Source organism: Actinomadura geliboluensis (genome assembly GCF_043197915.1).
GTDB classification, from domain to species: domain Bacteria; phylum Actinomycetota; class Actinomycetes; order Streptosporangiales; family Streptosporangiaceae; genus Spirillospora; species Spirillospora geliboluensis.
On the sequence record NZ_JBICUA010000012.1, the window covers coordinates 278,711 to 294,618 of the forward strand.

Genomic DNA, 15,908 nt, shown 5'->3' on the forward strand with positions numbered 1-15,908 from the left:
TCACCGCACGAACGTGCCGACGAGCGTCCCCGCCGCCACGACCTTCTCCTGCAGGGCGTCCCGCAGGTCCTCCGCGGTGAACCCCGCGCGGAGCCCGGACGGCTCCGACAGCCCGTAGAGCCGGAAGAAGTACCGGTGCGGGTCGTCGCCGGCCGGGGGCTTCGGGCCGCCGTACCCGGCGGTGCCGTAGTCGTTGCGGCCGGCGACGGCTCCGACAGGCCGCTCCCCGGCCTCCAGGCCGGTCGTCACCGGGTCGATCCCGGCGAGCAGCCAGTGCGCGAACGTGCCGGCGGGCGCGTCCGGGTCCTCGCAGGCGAGCGCGAGCTCCACGACCTCCTCGGGCGGCTCCGACCACTCCAGCGGGGGCGAGACGTCCCCCCTATCGTGCGAGTACTCCGACGGCATGAGCGTGTGGTCGTTGAACGCGGTGCTCCGCAGCATCATCTCTTCCATGGGCTGGTCGTGCCCGGTCCGGGCGCGTCGATGCGCCCGGACCGTGATCGCCGCCCCTGCCCAGTGGGCGCCGTTCAGTGGGCGCTGGACTGCGCCCAGATGTTGATGCCCGCCTCGACGGCGTCCCGGTCGATCGCGGCCAGCTCGTCCGCGGTGAAGTCGAGCCGGTCCAGGGCGGCGAGGTTCTCCTCCAGCTGCCGGACGCTGCTCGCGCCGATCAGCGCGGAGGTGACCCGCCCGTCCCGCAGCGACCAGGCCAGCGCCAGCTGGGCGAGGGACTGCCCGCGGCCCTGCGCGATCTCGTTCAGCGTCCGGACGTGCCGCAGGTTCTCCTCGCTGAGCAGCCCGGCGTCGAACGAGGTGCCCCGGCTGGCCCGCGACCCCTCCGGGATCCCGTCGAGGTACTTGTCGGTCAGCATGCCCTGCGCGAGCGGCGAGAACGCGATGCAGCCGACGCCCTCGCGGCCGAGCGTGTCGAGCAGCCCGCCCTCGATCCAGCGGTTGAGCATCGAGTAGGACGGCTGGTGGATCAGCAGCGGCGTGCCCATCTCCCGCAGGATCGCGGCGGCCTCGGCCGTGCGCTCGGGGGAGTAGGACGAGATGCCCGCGTACAGCGCCTTCCCGGACCGGACGGCCCGGTCCAGCGCCCCCATCGTCTCCTCCAGCGGCGTCTCCGGGTCGAACCGGTGGCTGTAGAAGATGTCCACGTAGTCGACGCCCATCCGGCGCAGCGACTGGTCGAGGCTCGCGAGCAGGTACTTGCGCGACCCCCACTCGCCGTAGGGGCCGGGCCACATGTCGTAGCCGGCCTTCGTCGAGATGATGATCTCGTCCCGGTACGGCGCGAGGTCCTCGCGCAGGATCCGGCCGAAGTTGGTCTCGGCGGACCCGTACGGCGGCCCATAGTTGTTCGCCAGGTCGAAGTGCGTCACGCCGAGGTCGAAGGCGCGCCGCAGGATGGCCCGCTGGACGTCCAGGGGGCGGTCGTCGCCGAAGTTGTGCCACAGCCCCAGCGAGATGGCGGGGAGCCGCAGACCGCTGCGCCCGCACCGCCGGTAGGGGATCCGCTCGTATCGTCCGCCGTCGGCCGTATAAGTCATGGTGGCGATTATCCCAGGGCCCGCTTGACGACCTTGCCCGCCGGGTTGCGGGGGAGGGCGTCCAGGAACACCACCTCGCGCGGGACCTTGTGGCGGGCGAGGTTCGCGGCGACGTGGGCCCTGAGGTCGTCCTCGGTGAGGCCGCGGGCCACCACGTAGGCGCGCAGCCGCTGCCCGAACTCGGCGTCGGGGACGCCGACGACCGCGGCCTCGTCGACGCCGGGGTGCGCGGCGAGCAGGTCCTCGACCTCGCCGGGGTGGACGTTCTCGCCGCCCGACACGATCATGTCGTCGGCGCGGCCGTCGACGTGCAGCCGGCCGGCGGCGTCGACGTGCCCGAGGTCGCCGACGGCCATCAGCCCGCCGACCTCCTCCTTGCCGCCGCCCCCGGTGTAGCCGCCGAACCGGGCGGGGGTGTCGACGAAGATCCGGCCGACGGCGCCCGGCGGGACGGGCCGGCCGTCGGCGCCGAGGACCGCGACCCGCGTGCCGGCGGGCGGGCGCCCGACGCAGCCGGGCGCGGCGGCCAGGTCGCCGGGGGTGGCGATCGTGATGCAGGACGCCTCGGTGGAGCCGTAGAAGTTGTAGAGGGACGGCCCGAACGCGGCGAGCACGCGGCCGCCGAGCCCGGCGTCCAGCCGCGCCCCGCCCGTCATGATCACCTTGAGCCGGGACAGGTCGCGGGTCTGCAGGCCGGGCACGGCCAGGAGGCGGCTGAGCATCACCGGGACGGCGACGAACGAGGTGCAGCCGTGCTCCTCCAGGTCGTCCAGCACCTGCTCGGCGTCGAAGCGGCGGCGCAGCACCAGCGTGGACCCGAGCCCCAGCGCGAGGAGGGCCGAGGTGAGGCCGAGCCCGTGGAACAGGGGCGGGCCGACGAACATCGACTCCCCGGCGCGGAACGGCACCTTCGACAGGATCCCGCCGGGCAGCGCCAGCGACCGCGGCTGCGCGCGCGGGGCGCCCTTGGGCCGGCCCGACGTGCCGCTGGTGAGGATGACCATGGAGCCGTGCCGGGACGGGGCGGGCGGCGGCGTCCCGTCCGCGCCGCCGATGAGGTCCTCCATGGCGGACTCGCTGAAGCACGGCAGGTCCAGGCCGTCCACGAGCGGGGCGAACTCGTCGTCGTGCAGCAGGACCGTGACGCCCTCGCGCGCCATCGCGTCGCGGAGCTGCGGGGCGGCGAAGTCGGTGTTGAGGAACAGGACGGACGCACCCGTCTTCGCCGCCCCCGACATCGCCTCCAGCAGGCCGCGGTGGTTGCGGCACAGGACGCCGACCGTGCTCCCCGGGCCGGTGCCGCGCGCGAGCAGGGCGTTCGCGAGGGCGTTGCAGCGCTGCTCCAGCTCGCCGAAGGTGAGGCTCCCGCGGTCGTCGACCAGCCCGGTCCGGCCGGGGAAGCGGTGCGCGGGCACCGCCGTGGCGGCGCCGAGCGGCCCGTAGGCGCGCATGGCGCGCGCCGTCGCGGCGAGGGCGCGCGGCGGCATCGGACCGATCATCCCGGCGCGGGCGGCGGCCCGCAGCGCGGTCAGCTCGGCGGTGATCCGGGTGTGCGGCAGCATGCGGGGCAGCGTAGTGAACCGGGGAACAGATCCACAAGAATTGTTCCTCTGATTCACCTCACAACGCCCACGAGTACACAAACGGAACGGCTCTCGGCTGTCATCTCTGCGACGCGTGAACGAGGCTCGTAGGTGGCAAGAAGACTCAGAGATATGGACGAGGAGGTCCCGGTGGTCGTGCTGCGCAGTTATGTGTCGGGTTCATGGCGTGCTCCGGAGGACGAGGGGGCGCCGCTGCACGACGCCGTCACGGGCGAGGAGGTCGCCCGGATCTCGTCGGCGGGCGTCGACATGGGCGCCGCGCTGGAGTACGGGCGGGCGGTCGGCGGCCCGGTGCTGAGGGAGCTGACCTTCCACCAGCGCGCCGCCCTGCTGAAGGCGCTGGCGTCCCATCTTCGCGAGCACCGCGAGGAGCTTTACGGGCTGTCGGCCCGGACGGGCGCCACCTTGAACGACGCGAGGTTCGACGTGGACGGCGGCATCGGCGTCCTGTTCGCCTACGCCAGCCGGGGCAAACGCGAGCTGCCGAACGACAAGGTGCTGATCGAGGGCGACGTCGAACCGCTCGGCAAGGGCGGCACGTTCGTCGGCCAGCACCTGTGCACCCCGTCGCGCGGCGTCGCGGTGCAGATCAACGCCTTCAACTTCCCGGTGTGGGGGCCGCTGGAGAAGCTCGCGCCGGCGTTCCTCGCCGGGGTGCCGAGCCTGGTCAAGCCGGCGAGCCAGACCGCCTACCTGACCGCCCGGCTGATCGAGCTGGTCGTGGAGTCCGGCATCCTGCCGGAGGGCGCGGTGCAGCTGGTCTGCGGCGCCCCGCGCGACCTCCTCGACCACCTCACCGAGCAGGACCTCGTCGCGTTCACCGGGTCGGCCGCCACCGCGCGGCTGCTGCGCACCCACCCCGCGATCGTCGGCAACTCGGTGCGGTTCACCGCCGAGGCCGACTCGCTGAACTGCTCGATCCTCGGACCGGACGCGGCGCCCGGCACCCGGGAGTTCGACCTGTTCGCCGACCAGCTCGTCACCGAGATGACGGTGAAGGCGGGCCAGAAGTGCACGGCCATCCGGCGCGCGCTCGTCCCCGCCGCGCTCATCGACGACGTGGCCGAGGCCGTCCGCGACCGGCTCGCGAAGGTCACGGTCGGGAACCCGGCCGACCCGGACGTGCGGATGGGCGCCCTCGCCACCCTCGACCAGCGCGAGGAGGTGCGGCGGTCCCTGAAGGCCCTCATGGACGCCGGCCGCACCGTCTTCGGCGACCCGGAGCACGTCGACGTCGTCGGCGCCGACGCCGAGCGCGGCGCGTTCCTGTCCCCGGTGCTGCTGCGCGCCGACGACACCGGCCGCGCCGAGCCGCACGAGGTGGAGGCGTTCGGGCCGGTCAGCACCCTGCTGCCGTACGAGGGCGCCGAGGCGGCGGTCGAGCTGGCGGCGCGCGGCCGCGGCAGCCTCGCCGGGTCGGTGGTCACCGCCGACGCGGAGTTCGCCCGGGACGTCGTCCTCGGCCTCGCGCCCTGGCACGGGCGGCTGCTCGTGCTGAACGCCGAGGACGCGAAGGAGTCCACCGGGCACGGGTCGCCGCTGCCGCCGCTCGTCCACGGCGGCCCCGGCCGCGCCGGAGGCGGCGAGGAGCTGGGCGGGATCCGCGGGGTCGTGCACCACATGCGGCGCACCGCGCTCCAGTCCGGCCCGGCGATGCTCACCTCGATCACCGGGCGCTGGGTCCCCGGCACCGACCGCACCGTCACCGACGAGCACCCGTTCCGCAAGTACCTGGAGGACCTGCGCGTCGGCGACACCGCCGTCGGCGGCCCCCGCACCGTCACCCTCGACGACGTCGAGCACTTCGCCGAGTTCACCGGCGACACCTTCTACGCCCACACCGACGAGGAGGCCGCGAAGGCGAACCCGTTCTTCGGCGGCCGGGTCGCGCACGGCTACCTCGTCGTGTCGTTCGCGGCCGGGCTGTTCGTGGAGCCGGCGCCTGGCCCCGTCCTCGCCAACTACGGCCTGGAGCGGCTGCGCTTCCTCACCCCCGTCAAACCGGGCGACGAGCTGACCGTCACCCTCACCGCCAAGCAGATCAGCCCGCGCGAGGGCGCAGAGTACGGCGAGGTCCGCTGGGACACCGACGTCACCAACCAGGAGGGCGCCTCGGTCGCCAAGTACGACGTGCTCACACTGGTGGCCAAGAGGCCCAAACACGACTGACCGGCGCCTGGAACGGAGCGCCGGCGGAGCGGAAGGCGGCGGTCGGTCACCATCGGGGGTCTGGGGGCCGCCCCCCAGGGGGATAACACGGTCCGGAGGAGTCGGCGGGGGCGACGCTCACACGGAGCTGAACGGGGTGCGCCCATGATCAGTCCCCTGCACATCCAGACGGTGCGCGAGGTCGTCCGCACCGGGTCCTTCGCGGACGCCGCCCGAAACCTCGGCTACACCGCGTCCGCCGTGTCCCAGCAGGTCGCCGCGCTGGAGCGGGCCTGCGGCCTGGTGCTGTTCGAGCGCCGGGCCCGCAGCGTCCGGCCGACCAGCGCGGCGTTCCTGCTGGTCAGCAAGGGCAACGACGTGCTGTCGGCGCTCGCCACGCTGGAGCGCGAGCTGCGCACCGTCGCCAGCGGCGAGCGCGGCGCGCTGCAGCTCGGCAGCTTCCCGACCGCCAGCGCCCGCATCCTGCCGCGGGTGCTGGCGGAGCTGTCCCGCGTCCGGCCCGGCATCGAGATCACCCTGTCGGAGGGCGAACCGGACGAGCTGCTGCCCGAACTGCTCGACGGCGACCTCGACCTCCAGCTCGTCTACCGGTACGACCTGCTCCCGCGCACCTGGCCCGACCAGGTCGTGGAGACCCCGGTGATGGACGAGAACCTCGTGCTGTGCATGCCCGGCGACCACCCCCTCGCCGGCGGCCGGACCGTCCGGCTGCGGGACCTGCGGTCGGAGACGTGGATCGCGAGCCGACCGGACAGCTTCGGCGCGCGGGCGCTGCTGCGGCTGTGCGGCACCGCCGGGTTCACCCCCAACATCGCCTTCCGCAGCAACGACTACGCGGTGGTGTGCGGGCTCGTCGGCTGCGGCCTCGGCATCGCGCTCGTCCCGGCGCTCGGGTGCGTGCCCGCGCCGGGGCTGCGGATGCTGCGGCTCAGCCGCCGCGCCCCGCGCCGGCACGTGACGGTGCTGCGCCGCTCCAGCAACACCAACCCGCTGGTCAAGGACGCCATGCGCGGCCTCACCGAGGTCGCCCGCTCCGTCGAGGCGGAGATCAGCGGGGCCACCGGCCCTTGAGCTCCATCGCGGCCCGGACCCGCTCCTGCGCGAGCGCGACCGCCGCCTCGTGCGTGGTCGTGCCGTGCGCGTGCGCGGCGGCGAGCACCTTCGCGGTGTTCTCCCGCATCTTCGCCGACACCGCCGCGAACACCGCGCCGGGGTCGGGGCGGAACGCCGAGTACCGGGCGTCCATCGCGAACCCGGCCGCGACGACGCCGCCCGCGTTCGCCACGAAGTCGGGCACGACGGTGATCCCGCGCGCGGCGAGGACCCGCTGCGCGGCCGGGCCGGTGGGCAGGTTCGCGCCCTCCACCACGATCTTCGCCCGGACGTCCGCAGCGGTGCGCGCGTCGATGACGTCCTGCAGCGCGGCCGGGACGAGGACGTCGGCGGGCAGGCGGAGCTCGGCGCCGACGTCCAGGAGCCGGCCGCCGCCGTACTCCTTCACCGCCGCGTCGCCCGCCTCCGCCCGCAGGGCCAGGAGCCGGCCGACGTCGAGGCCGTCGGGGTCGTGCAGGGCGCCGTGCACCGTCGAGACCGCGACGACGGCCGCGCCCAGCTCGTCCAGCCGCTTGGCCGCCGCGTGCCCGACGGCGCCGAAGCCCTGCACCACGGCGCGGGCGCCGCGCAGCGGCGTCCCGGCGTGCCGGGCGGCGGCGTCGGCGGCCTCCGCGACCCCGAAGCCGGTGACGCCGAGCTCGTCGTAGGGCATCCCGCCGAGGGCGTGCGGGGTGCCGACGGCCGCGCCCCGGTCGCCCAGCTCGTCCTGGACGACCGCCGCGTCCCGCTCGGTGAGCCCCATGTCGAGCCCCGCCACGTACCGGCTCGGGATCTCCCGCGCCAGCGCGCGGACGAACGACCGCAGCACCGCCTCCCGGTCGCGCGCCGCCGGGTCGGCCATGATCCCGGCCTTCGCGCCGCCGAAGAACAGGTCGGCGCCCGCCCACTTGTAGGTCATGACGCGCGCCAGCCGCGCGATTTCGGCGACCGTCACCGCCGGACTCATCCGCATGCCGCCCTTGCCCATCCCGCGGGCGGTGTTGTCGATGACGAGGACGCCCCGCATCCCGGTGCGGGTGTCGGACACGCACACGACGCGTTCGGGGCCCCATTCGTCCATCAGCGCGAGCACGTCAGACACGGTTGGCCTCCGGGCGGAGGGCGTCGCCGGCGAACCGCGCGGCGTGCAGGGGGGAGACGTCGGTGAAGGGCGCGCGGCCGAGGTACAGGTCGCGGACGACCTCGCCGACCGCCGGCCCCTGGAGGAACCCGTGGCCGGAGAAGCCCGTCGCGTACAGGAACCGGGACACGTGCTCGTCCTCGCCGATGAGCGCGTTGTGGTCGGGGGTGACCTCGTAGAGGCCCGCCCAGCCGCCGGTCAGCCCGACGTCGAGGAGCCGGGGCGCGCGGGCGCCGATCGCCGCGGTGAGCCGGGGCAGCCACGCGTCGGAGCGGCCGAGCCGGAACCCCGGCGTCTCCTCCGGGTCCGACATCCCGAGCATCAGCCCCGCGCCCTCGGCGTGGAAGTAGAACGAGGTGGCGAAGTCGATCGTCATCGGCACCGGGCGCGGCAGGCCGGGCATCGGCTCGGTGAACACGATCTGCCGCCGCAGCGGCTCCACCGGCAGCGCGACGCCCGCCATCGCGCCGACCGCCGCCGACCAGGGCCCGGCCGCGCAGACGACCGCGGACGTCGCGATGCGGCCCCGCGACGTCTCGACCGCCGTGACCTCGCCGCCGTCCGCCTCGATGCCGAGGACCTCGCAGTGCGTGCGGATCGCCGCGCCGTGCCGCCGCGCGCCGGTGGCGTAGCCGAGCACGACCGACTCGGGCGTGCAGTGCCCGTCGTCGGGGGAGAACGCGGCGGCCAGCAGCCCGTCCGCGCTGATCAGCGGGGACAGCCGGCGGGCCTCCGCGACCGGGATCATGCGGCTGGGCACGCCCAGCCCGTTCTGGAGGGCGACGCCGCGCTCGAACGACGCGACGTCCTCCGGCCGCGACAGCAGGAACAGGTACCCGACCCGGTGCAGGTCGATCTCCTGGCCGGGGCGTTCGCCGAACCGGGCGAACGCCTCCAGGCTGCGCGCGCCGAGCCGGACGTTGACCTCGTCGGAGAACTGCGCCCGCACCCCGCCCGCCGCCTTGCACGTCGAACCCGAGCCCAGCTCGTCCCGTTCCACGAGCACCACACCGCGGACGCCCGCCTCGGCGAGGTGGAACGCGATGCTCGTCCCCATCACGCCGCCGCCGATGACGACGACCTCCGCTTCGGTCTCCACGCGCGCCCCTAGAGCCGGAACCCGAGGTCGGGCTCGATCTCCACGACGTCCATCTGCGCCTTCTGCAGCCGTCCCGAGTAGTCCCAGTTCATCGACTGCCAGCGGGTGAACTGGTCCAGCACCCAGGCGCCGGACTGGCGGCTGCCGTTGCCCGAGCGCCCGTTCCCGCCGAACGGCAGGTGCGCCTCGGCGCCGGACGTGGAGTTGTTGACGCTCACCATCCCGGCCGAGATCCGCCGCCGGTACGCGAACACCTTCGCCGGGTCGGTCGTGTAGATGGACGCGGACAGCCCGTAGCCGGGCGCGTTCGCCAGCTCGATCGCCTCGTCGAGCGTGCGGTAGGACGCCACGCCGACGATCGGGCCGAAGGTCTCGTTCAGGAACAGCTCGTCGCCGGGGCCGACCCCGTCCACCACCACCGGGTGGTAGTACAGGCCGGCGGCTGCGTCGCCGGTGAAGCCCGCGCGCGGGTTCGCCGCCGTGATCCGCCCGGTGCCGGTCGAGCCGTACAGGGTGTGGTGTGGCCCGATCCAGCCGAGGGTCTTCTCGAACCCGTCGGCGAACCGCTCGCTGATCAGCGGCCCGTACAGCACGTCGCCCGCCGGGTCGCCGACGGTCGCGGCCCGCACCGCCGCGTCCAGCAGCCGGACGAACTCGCCGTGCACCGACTCGTGGACGATCGCCGTGCCGAGGGACGTGCACCGCTGCCCCGCCGTCCCGAACCCGGAGAACAGCGCGCCCTCGACGGCGAGCGGGAGGTCCGCGTCCTCGGTGACGACCATCGGGTTCTTGCCGCCGAGCTCCAGGCACGGCGTCTGGAGGTGGCGCCCGCACAGCTCCCCGATCCGCGACCCGACCTCCGTGGAGCCGGTGAAGCCGACCTTGCCGACGAGCCCCTCGCCCAGCGCCTGCTCCAGCCCGGCGAACGTCCCGGGGCCGTCGGCGTACACGACGTTGAGGACGCCGTCCGGGAGCCCGGCGTGCGCGAGCAGCGCGGAGAACGCCTCGGCGCACGCCGCCGCGTACTCCGCGGGCTTCCACACGACGGTGTTCCCGCACAGCAGCGCCGGGACGATGTACCAGGACGGCACCGCGACCGGGAAGTTCCCTGCCGTTATCACGGCGACGACGCCGACCGGGTCGCGGAACGTGAACAGCTGCTTGTCCGGCATCTCCGACGGGACGGTCTGCCCGTACAGCCGCCGCCCCTCGCCGAGGAAGAACGCGCAGGTGTCGGCGATCTCCTGGACCTCGCCGAGGGCCTCGGCGTACGGCTTGCCGACCTCGCGGACGACGACGCGGGCCAGCGCCGCCTTGTTGGCCTCGACCAGCCGGCCGAGCGCGGCGACGGCCTGCCCGCGGACGGGCGGCGGCACGTCCCGCCAGGCGTCCTGCGCGGCGCGGGCGGCGCGGCAGGCGCGCACGAGGTCGGCCGCGTCCGCCAGGGACACCTCGGCGACCGTCTCGGACGTGCGGGACGGGTCGGTGGAGCGGTACACGCGCGGGCCCGCCGGGATCCGGGCGCCGCCGATGACGGAGGAGAGCACGGTCCCAGCGTGAACGGGCCGCCGCGCCGCGCCAAGATCGGGCAGAGCGCGGCTTCCTTACCGCGAGGCCAAGCCCGGCTGAGCCTCTCGCCGGGCGGGCGCGGTAAGCGATCCTTGGCCAAGTCCCAACCGCTTCGCGGGCTCGCGGGCCTGGGATCGCGGGCCGTCCGGGCCGATGCTCGACGCATGCCCGAACCCGCCGACGCGCACTTCCTGGAGGCGGCCGCGTCCCTGGCGCCGTCCGGGGCGCCCGCCGCGCCCGGCCCGCTGAGCGGCGCGCGGTGCCTGGAGCTGTTCGACGCCCAGCTCGGCAGCCGCCACCTGGACCTGGCGGCCCGGTGGCTCCAGGCGCGGGGCAGCGGCTTCTACACGATCGGCTCGTCCGGCCACGAGGGCAACGCCGCCGTCGCCGCCGCGCTCCGCCCCGGCGACCCGGCGCTGCTGCACTACCGGTCCGGCGCGTTCTTCCTGGAGCGGGCACGCCAGGTCCCCGGCCAGACTCCGCTCTGGGACGTGCTCCTCGGCATGGTCGCCGCCGCCGAGGAGCCCATCGCCGGCGGACGGCACAAGGTGTTCGGCAGCCGCCCGCTGAACGTCATCCCGCAGACGTCCACGATCGCCTCGCACCTCCCGCGCGCGCTCGGCCTGGCATTCGCGGTCGAACGCGCCGCGCGCCTCGGCCTCGGGACGCCGTGGCCGCGCGACGCCGTCGTCGTGTGCAGCTTCGGGGACGCGTCCGCCAACCACTCCACCGCCGCGGGCGCCGTCAACGCGGCCGTGAACTGCGCGTTCCAGGGGCTGCCGCTGCCGCTCCTCCTCGTCTGCGAGGACAACGGCCTCGGCATCAGCGTCCGCACGGCTCCCGGCTGGATCCACGCCGCCTACGGCTCGCGCCCCGGCCTCGCCTACTTCCACGCCGACGGCTGCGACCTCGCCGACGCCTTCGCCGTCTCCGCCGAGGCCGCCGCGTACGTGCGCGAGCACCGCCGTCCGGCGTTCCTGCACCTGCGCACCGTCCGGCTGATGGGCCACGCCGGGTCCGACGTCGAGTCGTCCTACCGGACGCCCGCCGAACTGGCCGCCGACCTCGACCGCGACCCCCTCCTGGCGACCGCGCGGCTCCTCGTCGACCTGGGGGCGGCGACGCCCGCCGGGATCATCGACCTTTACGAGGCCAAGCGCGCCGAGGTCATGGCCTTGGCGGAGAAGGCCGCCGACGCGCCCCGCCTCTCGTCCGCCGCCGAAGTGATGGCGCCGCTCCGAACCGCCGGCCCCTCCCAGAGTGAGCGGCCTGCGGTGGGGGAGCCGGTGACGGTGGCGCAGGCGATCAACCGGACGCTCGCCGCGCTGCTGGACGAGCGGCCGGGCCTGGTCGTCTTCGGCGAGGACGTCGCGCGCAAAGGCGGCGTCTACGGCGTCACGCGCGGGCTCATGAAGCGGGCGGGAGCGGCCCGGGTGTTCGACACGATCCTCGACGAGCAGTCGGTCCTCGGCCTCGCGCTCGGCTTCGGGCTCGCCGGGATGCTGCCGGTCCCGGAGATCCAGTACCTCGCCTACCTGCACAACGCCGCCGACCAGCTCCGCGGCGAAGCGGCGACGCTGCCGTTCTTCTCGTCCGGGCGGTACCGCAACCCGATGGTCGTGCGGATCGCCGGCTACGCCTACCAGAAGGGGTTCGGCGGCCACTTCCACAACGACAACGCGGTCGCCGCGCTCCGCGACGTCCCCGGCCTCGTGATCGCCTCGCCCGCCCGGCCCGACGACGCCGCCGGGATGCTGCGCGCCTGCGCGGACGCCGCCGAGCGGGACGGCCGGGTGTGCGCGGTGCTGGAGCCGATCGCGCTCTACCACGTCCGCGACCTGCACGAGGACGGCGACGGCGGCTGGCTCGCCCCCGCCGGCGGGACGGTCCCGCTCGGCCGCGCCCGCACCTACGGGGACGGCCGCGACCTCACCATCGCCACGTTCGCCAACGGCGTCCGGATGAGCCTGCGGGCCGCGCGGCGCCTCGCGGCCCGGGGCGTGGCGTGCCGGGTGCTCGACCTGCGGTGGCTGGCCCCGCTGCCCGTCGCGGACCTGCTCCGCGAGGCGCGCGCCACCGGAGCCGTCCTGGTCGCGGACGAGACGCGCCGCACCGGCGGCGTCTCCGAGGGCGTCCTCGCGGCGCTCGCCGACGCCGGGTTCGAGGGGCGCGCGGCCAGGGTCGCGAGCGAGGACAGCTTCATCCCGCTGGGCGGCGCCGCGGCCCACGTCCTGCTGTCGGAGCAGGCGATCGAGGACGCGGCCGAGGCCCTCGTCAGGTCGGCTCGATGACCGGGTCGCCGCCGAGGTAGGCGGCCTTCACCCGGTCGTCCCGCGCCAGCGTCGAGGCCGGGCCGTCGAGCACGATCCGGCCGGTCTCCAGGACGTAGGCGCGGTCGGCGAGCCGCAGCGTCTGGTGCGCGTTCTGCTCCACGATCAGGATCGTGGTGCCCTGGTCGCGGATGTCCCGGACGACCCGCAGCACCTGCTGCGCCGTCTGCGGCGCCAGCCCCATCGTCGGCTCGTCCAGCGCCAGCAGCCGGGGCCGCAGCATCAGCGCCCGGCCGATCGCGAGCATCTGCTGCTCGCCGCCCGACAGCAGCCCGGCGAGCTGCCCGCGCCGCTCGCCGAGGCGCGGGAACATCGCGTACACCTCCTCGCGGCGGGCCGCGACCGCCGCCCGGTCGCGGCGCCGCAGGTAGCCGCCGAGCAGCAGGTTCTCCGCGACGTTCAGCGCCGGGAACACCCGCCGGCCCTCCGGGACGTGCCCGAGCCCGGCCGCGACGATCCGGTGCGCGGCGAGCCTGGTGACGTCGCGCCCGCCGAACTCGACGCGCCCCGACCGGGCCCGGTGCAGGCCCGTGACCGTCCGCAGCGCGGTGGTCTTCCCGGCGCCGTTGCTGCCGAGCAGCGCGACGATCTCGCCCTCGCCGACCTCGAACGAGACGCCCGCCAGCGCCTCCACCGCCCCGTACCGGCTGTGCAGGCCGCTCACCCGCAGGAGCGTCATCGCAGCACCTCCGTGACGAGGTCGGTCTCCGGGTCGTCCGGGACGCCGAGGTAGGCGGCGATGACCCGGGGGTCCGCGCGGATCTCGCCGGGCGGTCCGGCGGCGATGGCCCGGCCGTGCTCCAGCACCGTCACCCGGTCGGAGATCGACATGACCAGCGCGACGTCGTGCTCGATCAGCACCACCGCCGTGCCGAGCGCGCCGATGCGGGCGATCAGCTCCATCAGCGCCCGCTTCTCGGTCGGGTTCGCGCCCGCCGCGGGCTCGTCCAGCAGCAGGACGCGGGGCTCGGCGGCGAGGGCCCGCGCGATCTCCAGCCGGCGCCGGCCGCCGTAGGGGAGCCCGCCCGCCGGGCGGTCGGCGACGTCCAGCAGGCCGGTGAAGTCCAGGCAGCGCCGCACCGCCTCCAGGTCGGCGCGCGACGGCGGGTGCAGCAGGCCGCGGTCGCGGGCGAACCGGCCGATGAGGACGTTCTCCGCGACCGTCATCTCCTCGAACAGCCGGATGCTCTGGAACGTGCGGGCGAGCCCGGCGGCGGCGACCCGGTGCGGGGCCAGGCCCCGCACGCTCCGCCCGGCCAGCACCACGGACCCGGCGGACGGCCGGATCATCCCGGTGATGCAGTTGAACGCCGTCGTCTTGCCCGCGCCGTTCGGGCCGATCACGCTCACCACCTGCCCGGCGTCCGCGCGGAGCGCGAGCCCCTCCACCGCCGTGACGCCGCCGAACGCCCGGGTCAGGCCGTCCACCTCCAGCAGCGTCCCGGCGGCGGACGGCGCCTCCGGCGCCGGGCCCGCCTCCGCCGGGAGCCGGAGCCGGCGCGGCCGGTACGGCCACACGCCCTGCGGGCGCAGGATCACGATCACGATGAGCAGCAGCGCGAAGAACAGCCCCCGGTACTCCTGGACGGTCCGCAGCACCTCCGGCAGCGCGACGATCACGACCGCGCCGACCATGACACCGGGCCGGCTGCCCATCCCGCCGATGATCACCACGAGCAGGATCATCAGCGAGGTGAGGAACGTGAAGCTGGACGGGTCCACGGTGCCGAGCTGCGCGGCGTTCAGCGGGCCCGCCACGGCCCCGGTCATGGCGCCGAGCACGTAGGCGAGCAGCTTCACCCGCCGGGCCGGGACGCCGACCGCCTCGGCGGCGGTGTCGTCGGCCCGGATCGCCCGCCACGCGAACGCCAGCCGCGTCCGCGCCAGCAGCGCCGTCGCGGCCAGCACCACGGCGAAGAACGCGAGGGCCAGGTAGAAGAAGTCCTGCGGCAGGACGATCTCCCGGCCGCCGACCGCCACCGGCGGGATGCCGGTCAGCCCGTTCGGGCCGCCGGTGACCTCCAGGTTCACCACGGTGATCCGGATGATCTCGCCGAAGCCGAGCGTGACGATCGCGAGGTAGTCGCTGCGCAGCCGCAGCGTCGGATACCCGATCACCACGCCGGCGATCGCGGCGGCGGCGATCGCGGCGGGCAGCGTCAGCCAGAAGTCCCATTCGAGCTTCAGCATCAGCAGCCCGGCCGTGTAGGCGCCGATCGCGAAGAACGCCGCGAACCCGAGGTCGAGCAGCCCCGCGTACCCGACGACGATGTTGATCCCGAGGCCGAGGATCGCGTAGATGAGGATCGTGCCGGCGACGGTCAGCGCGTAGTCGTCAAGGACCTGCCCGGCGGCGAGCGCCAGCACGATCAGCAGCGGCCAGCCGCCGTACCGGGCCCAGCCGCCGTACCGGGCCGCCGCCTCCGCGCCCGCGCGCCGCCTCATGCGCGCTCCACGACGCGCTCGCCGAACAGGCCGGTCGGTCTCAGCGCCAGCACCGCGATGAGCAGGCCGAAGATGATGACGTCCGTCCAGCGGGACGAGACGTACCCGGCGGAGAACGACTGGACGAGCCCGATCGCCACGCCCGCGACCATCGTCCCCGGCAGGTTCCCGATGCCGCCGAGCACGGCGGCGGTGAACGCGCGCAGCCCGATGAGGAAGCCCATCCCGAAGCTGATCTGCACGTAGTAGAGCCCGTACATGACGCCCGCCGCGCCGGCGAGCAGCGAGCCGACGAAGAACGTGGCGAGGATCAGCCGCTCGACGTTGATGCCCTGGAGCCGGGCGGCGTCGCGGTCCATCGCGAGTGCGCGCATCGCCGTCCCGGTCACGGTCCGCGTGACGAACATCCACAGCGCCGCCATCAGCACGACCGACAGCACGACGAGGGCGAGCTGGCCGTAGGTGACGCGGACGGCGCCGCTGAGGATCTGCCCGCCGTCCAGCGCGTTCGGGTAGGACTTGAACCGGGCGTGGGTCAGCACCTTGACGCCCTCCTCCAGCGCCAGCGACACCCCGATCGCGGAGATCAGCAGCGCCAGCCGCGGCGACGACAGCAGCGGGACGTAGGCGGCCCTGGCGATCCCGGTGCCGACGACGCCCGTGGTCAGTGCGCCGACCGCGACGGCGGCGAGCACGGCGGGCAGCGCCATCCCGCCGGTCACCCCGAGCGTGGTCAGCGTCCCGAACCCGGCGAACGCGCCGATCATGAACACGTCGCCGTGCGCGAAGTTGATCAGCCGGACCACCCCGTAGATCATCGAGTAGCCGAGCGCGATCAGCGCGAGGAACGCCCCGATCGTCAGCCCGTTCACCAGGTACTGGACGAACTCGCTCATGGCAGGGGTC

At 74.7% G+C, this 15,908-nt stretch carries 12 protein-coding genes; 3 read left to right on the forward strand and 9 right to left on the reverse strand.

Annotation, left to right across the window (positions count from 1 at the left end; all coding sequences use genetic code 11):
* From ACGFI1_RS34700 to ACGFI1_RS34710, 3 genes are all read right to left on the reverse strand, one after another.
* Positions 1-453 carry a YbhB/YbcL family Raf kinase inhibitor-like protein gene (locus tag ACGFI1_RS34700; RefSeq protein WP_392791493.1) on the reverse strand — a complete coding sequence of 151 codons (453 nt, stop codon included), beginning with the start codon at positions 451-453 and terminating at the stop codon, positions 1-3.
* Positions 454-527: 74 nt separating this feature from the next.
* Entirely contained in the window at positions 528-1,553 is a 1,026-nt protein-coding gene (mgrA, locus tag ACGFI1_RS34705; protein ID WP_387067139.1) for an L-glyceraldehyde 3-phosphate reductase, read from the reverse strand.
* Positions 1,554-1,561: 8 nt separating this feature from the next.
* Complete coding sequence (locus ACGFI1_RS34710; RefSeq protein WP_392791495.1) at positions 1,562-3,115, reverse strand: AMP-binding protein; 1,554 nt, start codon at positions 3,113-3,115, stop codon at positions 1,562-1,564.
* 153 nt (positions 3,116-3,268) lie between these two features.
* On the opposite strand from ACGFI1_RS34710, the gene paaZ reads away from it, so the two are divergent.
* Together paaZ and ACGFI1_RS34720 are read left to right on the forward strand one after the other, a co-directional pair.
* A complete protein-coding gene (gene paaZ / locus ACGFI1_RS34715; RefSeq protein ID WP_364553028.1) occupies positions 3,269-5,326 on the forward strand; it encodes a phenylacetic acid degradation bifunctional protein PaaZ in 2,058 nt (685 codons plus the stop codon).
* A 144-nt stretch (positions 5,327-5,470) separates the two neighbouring features.
* Entirely contained in the window at positions 5,471-6,397 is a 927-nt protein-coding gene (locus ACGFI1_RS34720) for a LysR family transcriptional regulator (RefSeq protein ID WP_138637057.1), read from the forward strand.
* On the opposite strand, the gene ACGFI1_RS34725 is transcribed toward ACGFI1_RS34720, so the two are convergent.
* Genes ACGFI1_RS34725 through ACGFI1_RS34735 form a run of 3 tightly spaced genes read right to left on the reverse strand, consistent with a single transcriptional unit; the run spans position 6,375 to position 10,205 of the window.
* The gene (locus tag ACGFI1_RS34725) at positions 6,375-7,520 is read right to left on the reverse strand and encodes a Glu/Leu/Phe/Val family dehydrogenase (protein ID WP_392791499.1); all 1,146 of its coding nucleotides are present in this window, start codon (positions 7,518-7,520) and stop codon (positions 6,375-6,377) included. The two genes, ACGFI1_RS34720 and ACGFI1_RS34725, sit on opposite strands and share 23 nt — an antisense overlap.
* On the reverse strand, positions 7,513-8,658 hold the full coding sequence (locus ACGFI1_RS34730; protein ID WP_392738258.1) for an NAD(P)/FAD-dependent oxidoreductase: 1,146 nt from the start codon (positions 8,656-8,658) through the stop codon (positions 7,513-7,515). Before ACGFI1_RS34730 ends, ACGFI1_RS34725 begins: the two co-directional genes overlap by 8 nt.
* A gap of 8 nt (positions 8,659-8,666) precedes the next feature.
* Entirely contained in the window at positions 8,667-10,205 is a 1,539-nt protein-coding gene (locus tag ACGFI1_RS34735; protein ID WP_392791501.1) for an aldehyde dehydrogenase family protein, read from the reverse strand.
* A gap of 186 nt (positions 10,206-10,391) precedes the next feature.
* Here ACGFI1_RS34735 and ACGFI1_RS34740 point away from each other — a divergent pair, with 186 nt between their 5' ends.
* Positions 10,392-12,518: a thiamine pyrophosphate-dependent enzyme gene (locus tag ACGFI1_RS34740; protein ID WP_392791503.1), complete on the forward strand. Its 2,127-nt coding sequence runs from the start codon at positions 10,392-10,394 to the stop codon at positions 12,516-12,518.
* On the opposite strand, the gene ACGFI1_RS34745 is transcribed toward ACGFI1_RS34740, so the two are convergent.
* The 3 genes from ACGFI1_RS34745 to ACGFI1_RS34755 are packed head-to-tail and all read right to left on the reverse strand — an operon-like array spanning position 12,502 to position 15,898.
* On the reverse strand, positions 12,502-13,236 hold the full coding sequence (locus ACGFI1_RS34745) for an ABC transporter ATP-binding protein (protein ID WP_138637052.1): 735 nt from the start codon (positions 13,234-13,236) through the stop codon (positions 12,502-12,504). The genes ACGFI1_RS34740 and ACGFI1_RS34745 overlap by 17 nt on opposite strands.
* The gene (locus ACGFI1_RS34750) at positions 13,233-15,002 is read right to left on the reverse strand and encodes a branched-chain amino acid ABC transporter ATP-binding protein/permease (protein ID WP_392791506.1); all 1,770 of its coding nucleotides are present in this window, start codon (positions 15,000-15,002) and stop codon (positions 13,233-13,235) included. Before ACGFI1_RS34750 ends, ACGFI1_RS34745 begins: the two co-directional genes overlap by 4 nt.
* A complete protein-coding gene (locus tag ACGFI1_RS34755) occupies positions 14,999-15,898 on the reverse strand; it encodes a branched-chain amino acid ABC transporter permease (protein WP_392738267.1) in 900 nt (299 codons plus the stop codon). The genes ACGFI1_RS34750 and ACGFI1_RS34755 overlap by 4 nt, the downstream gene beginning before the upstream one ends.
* Positions 15,899-15,908 lie beyond the last annotated feature (10 nt).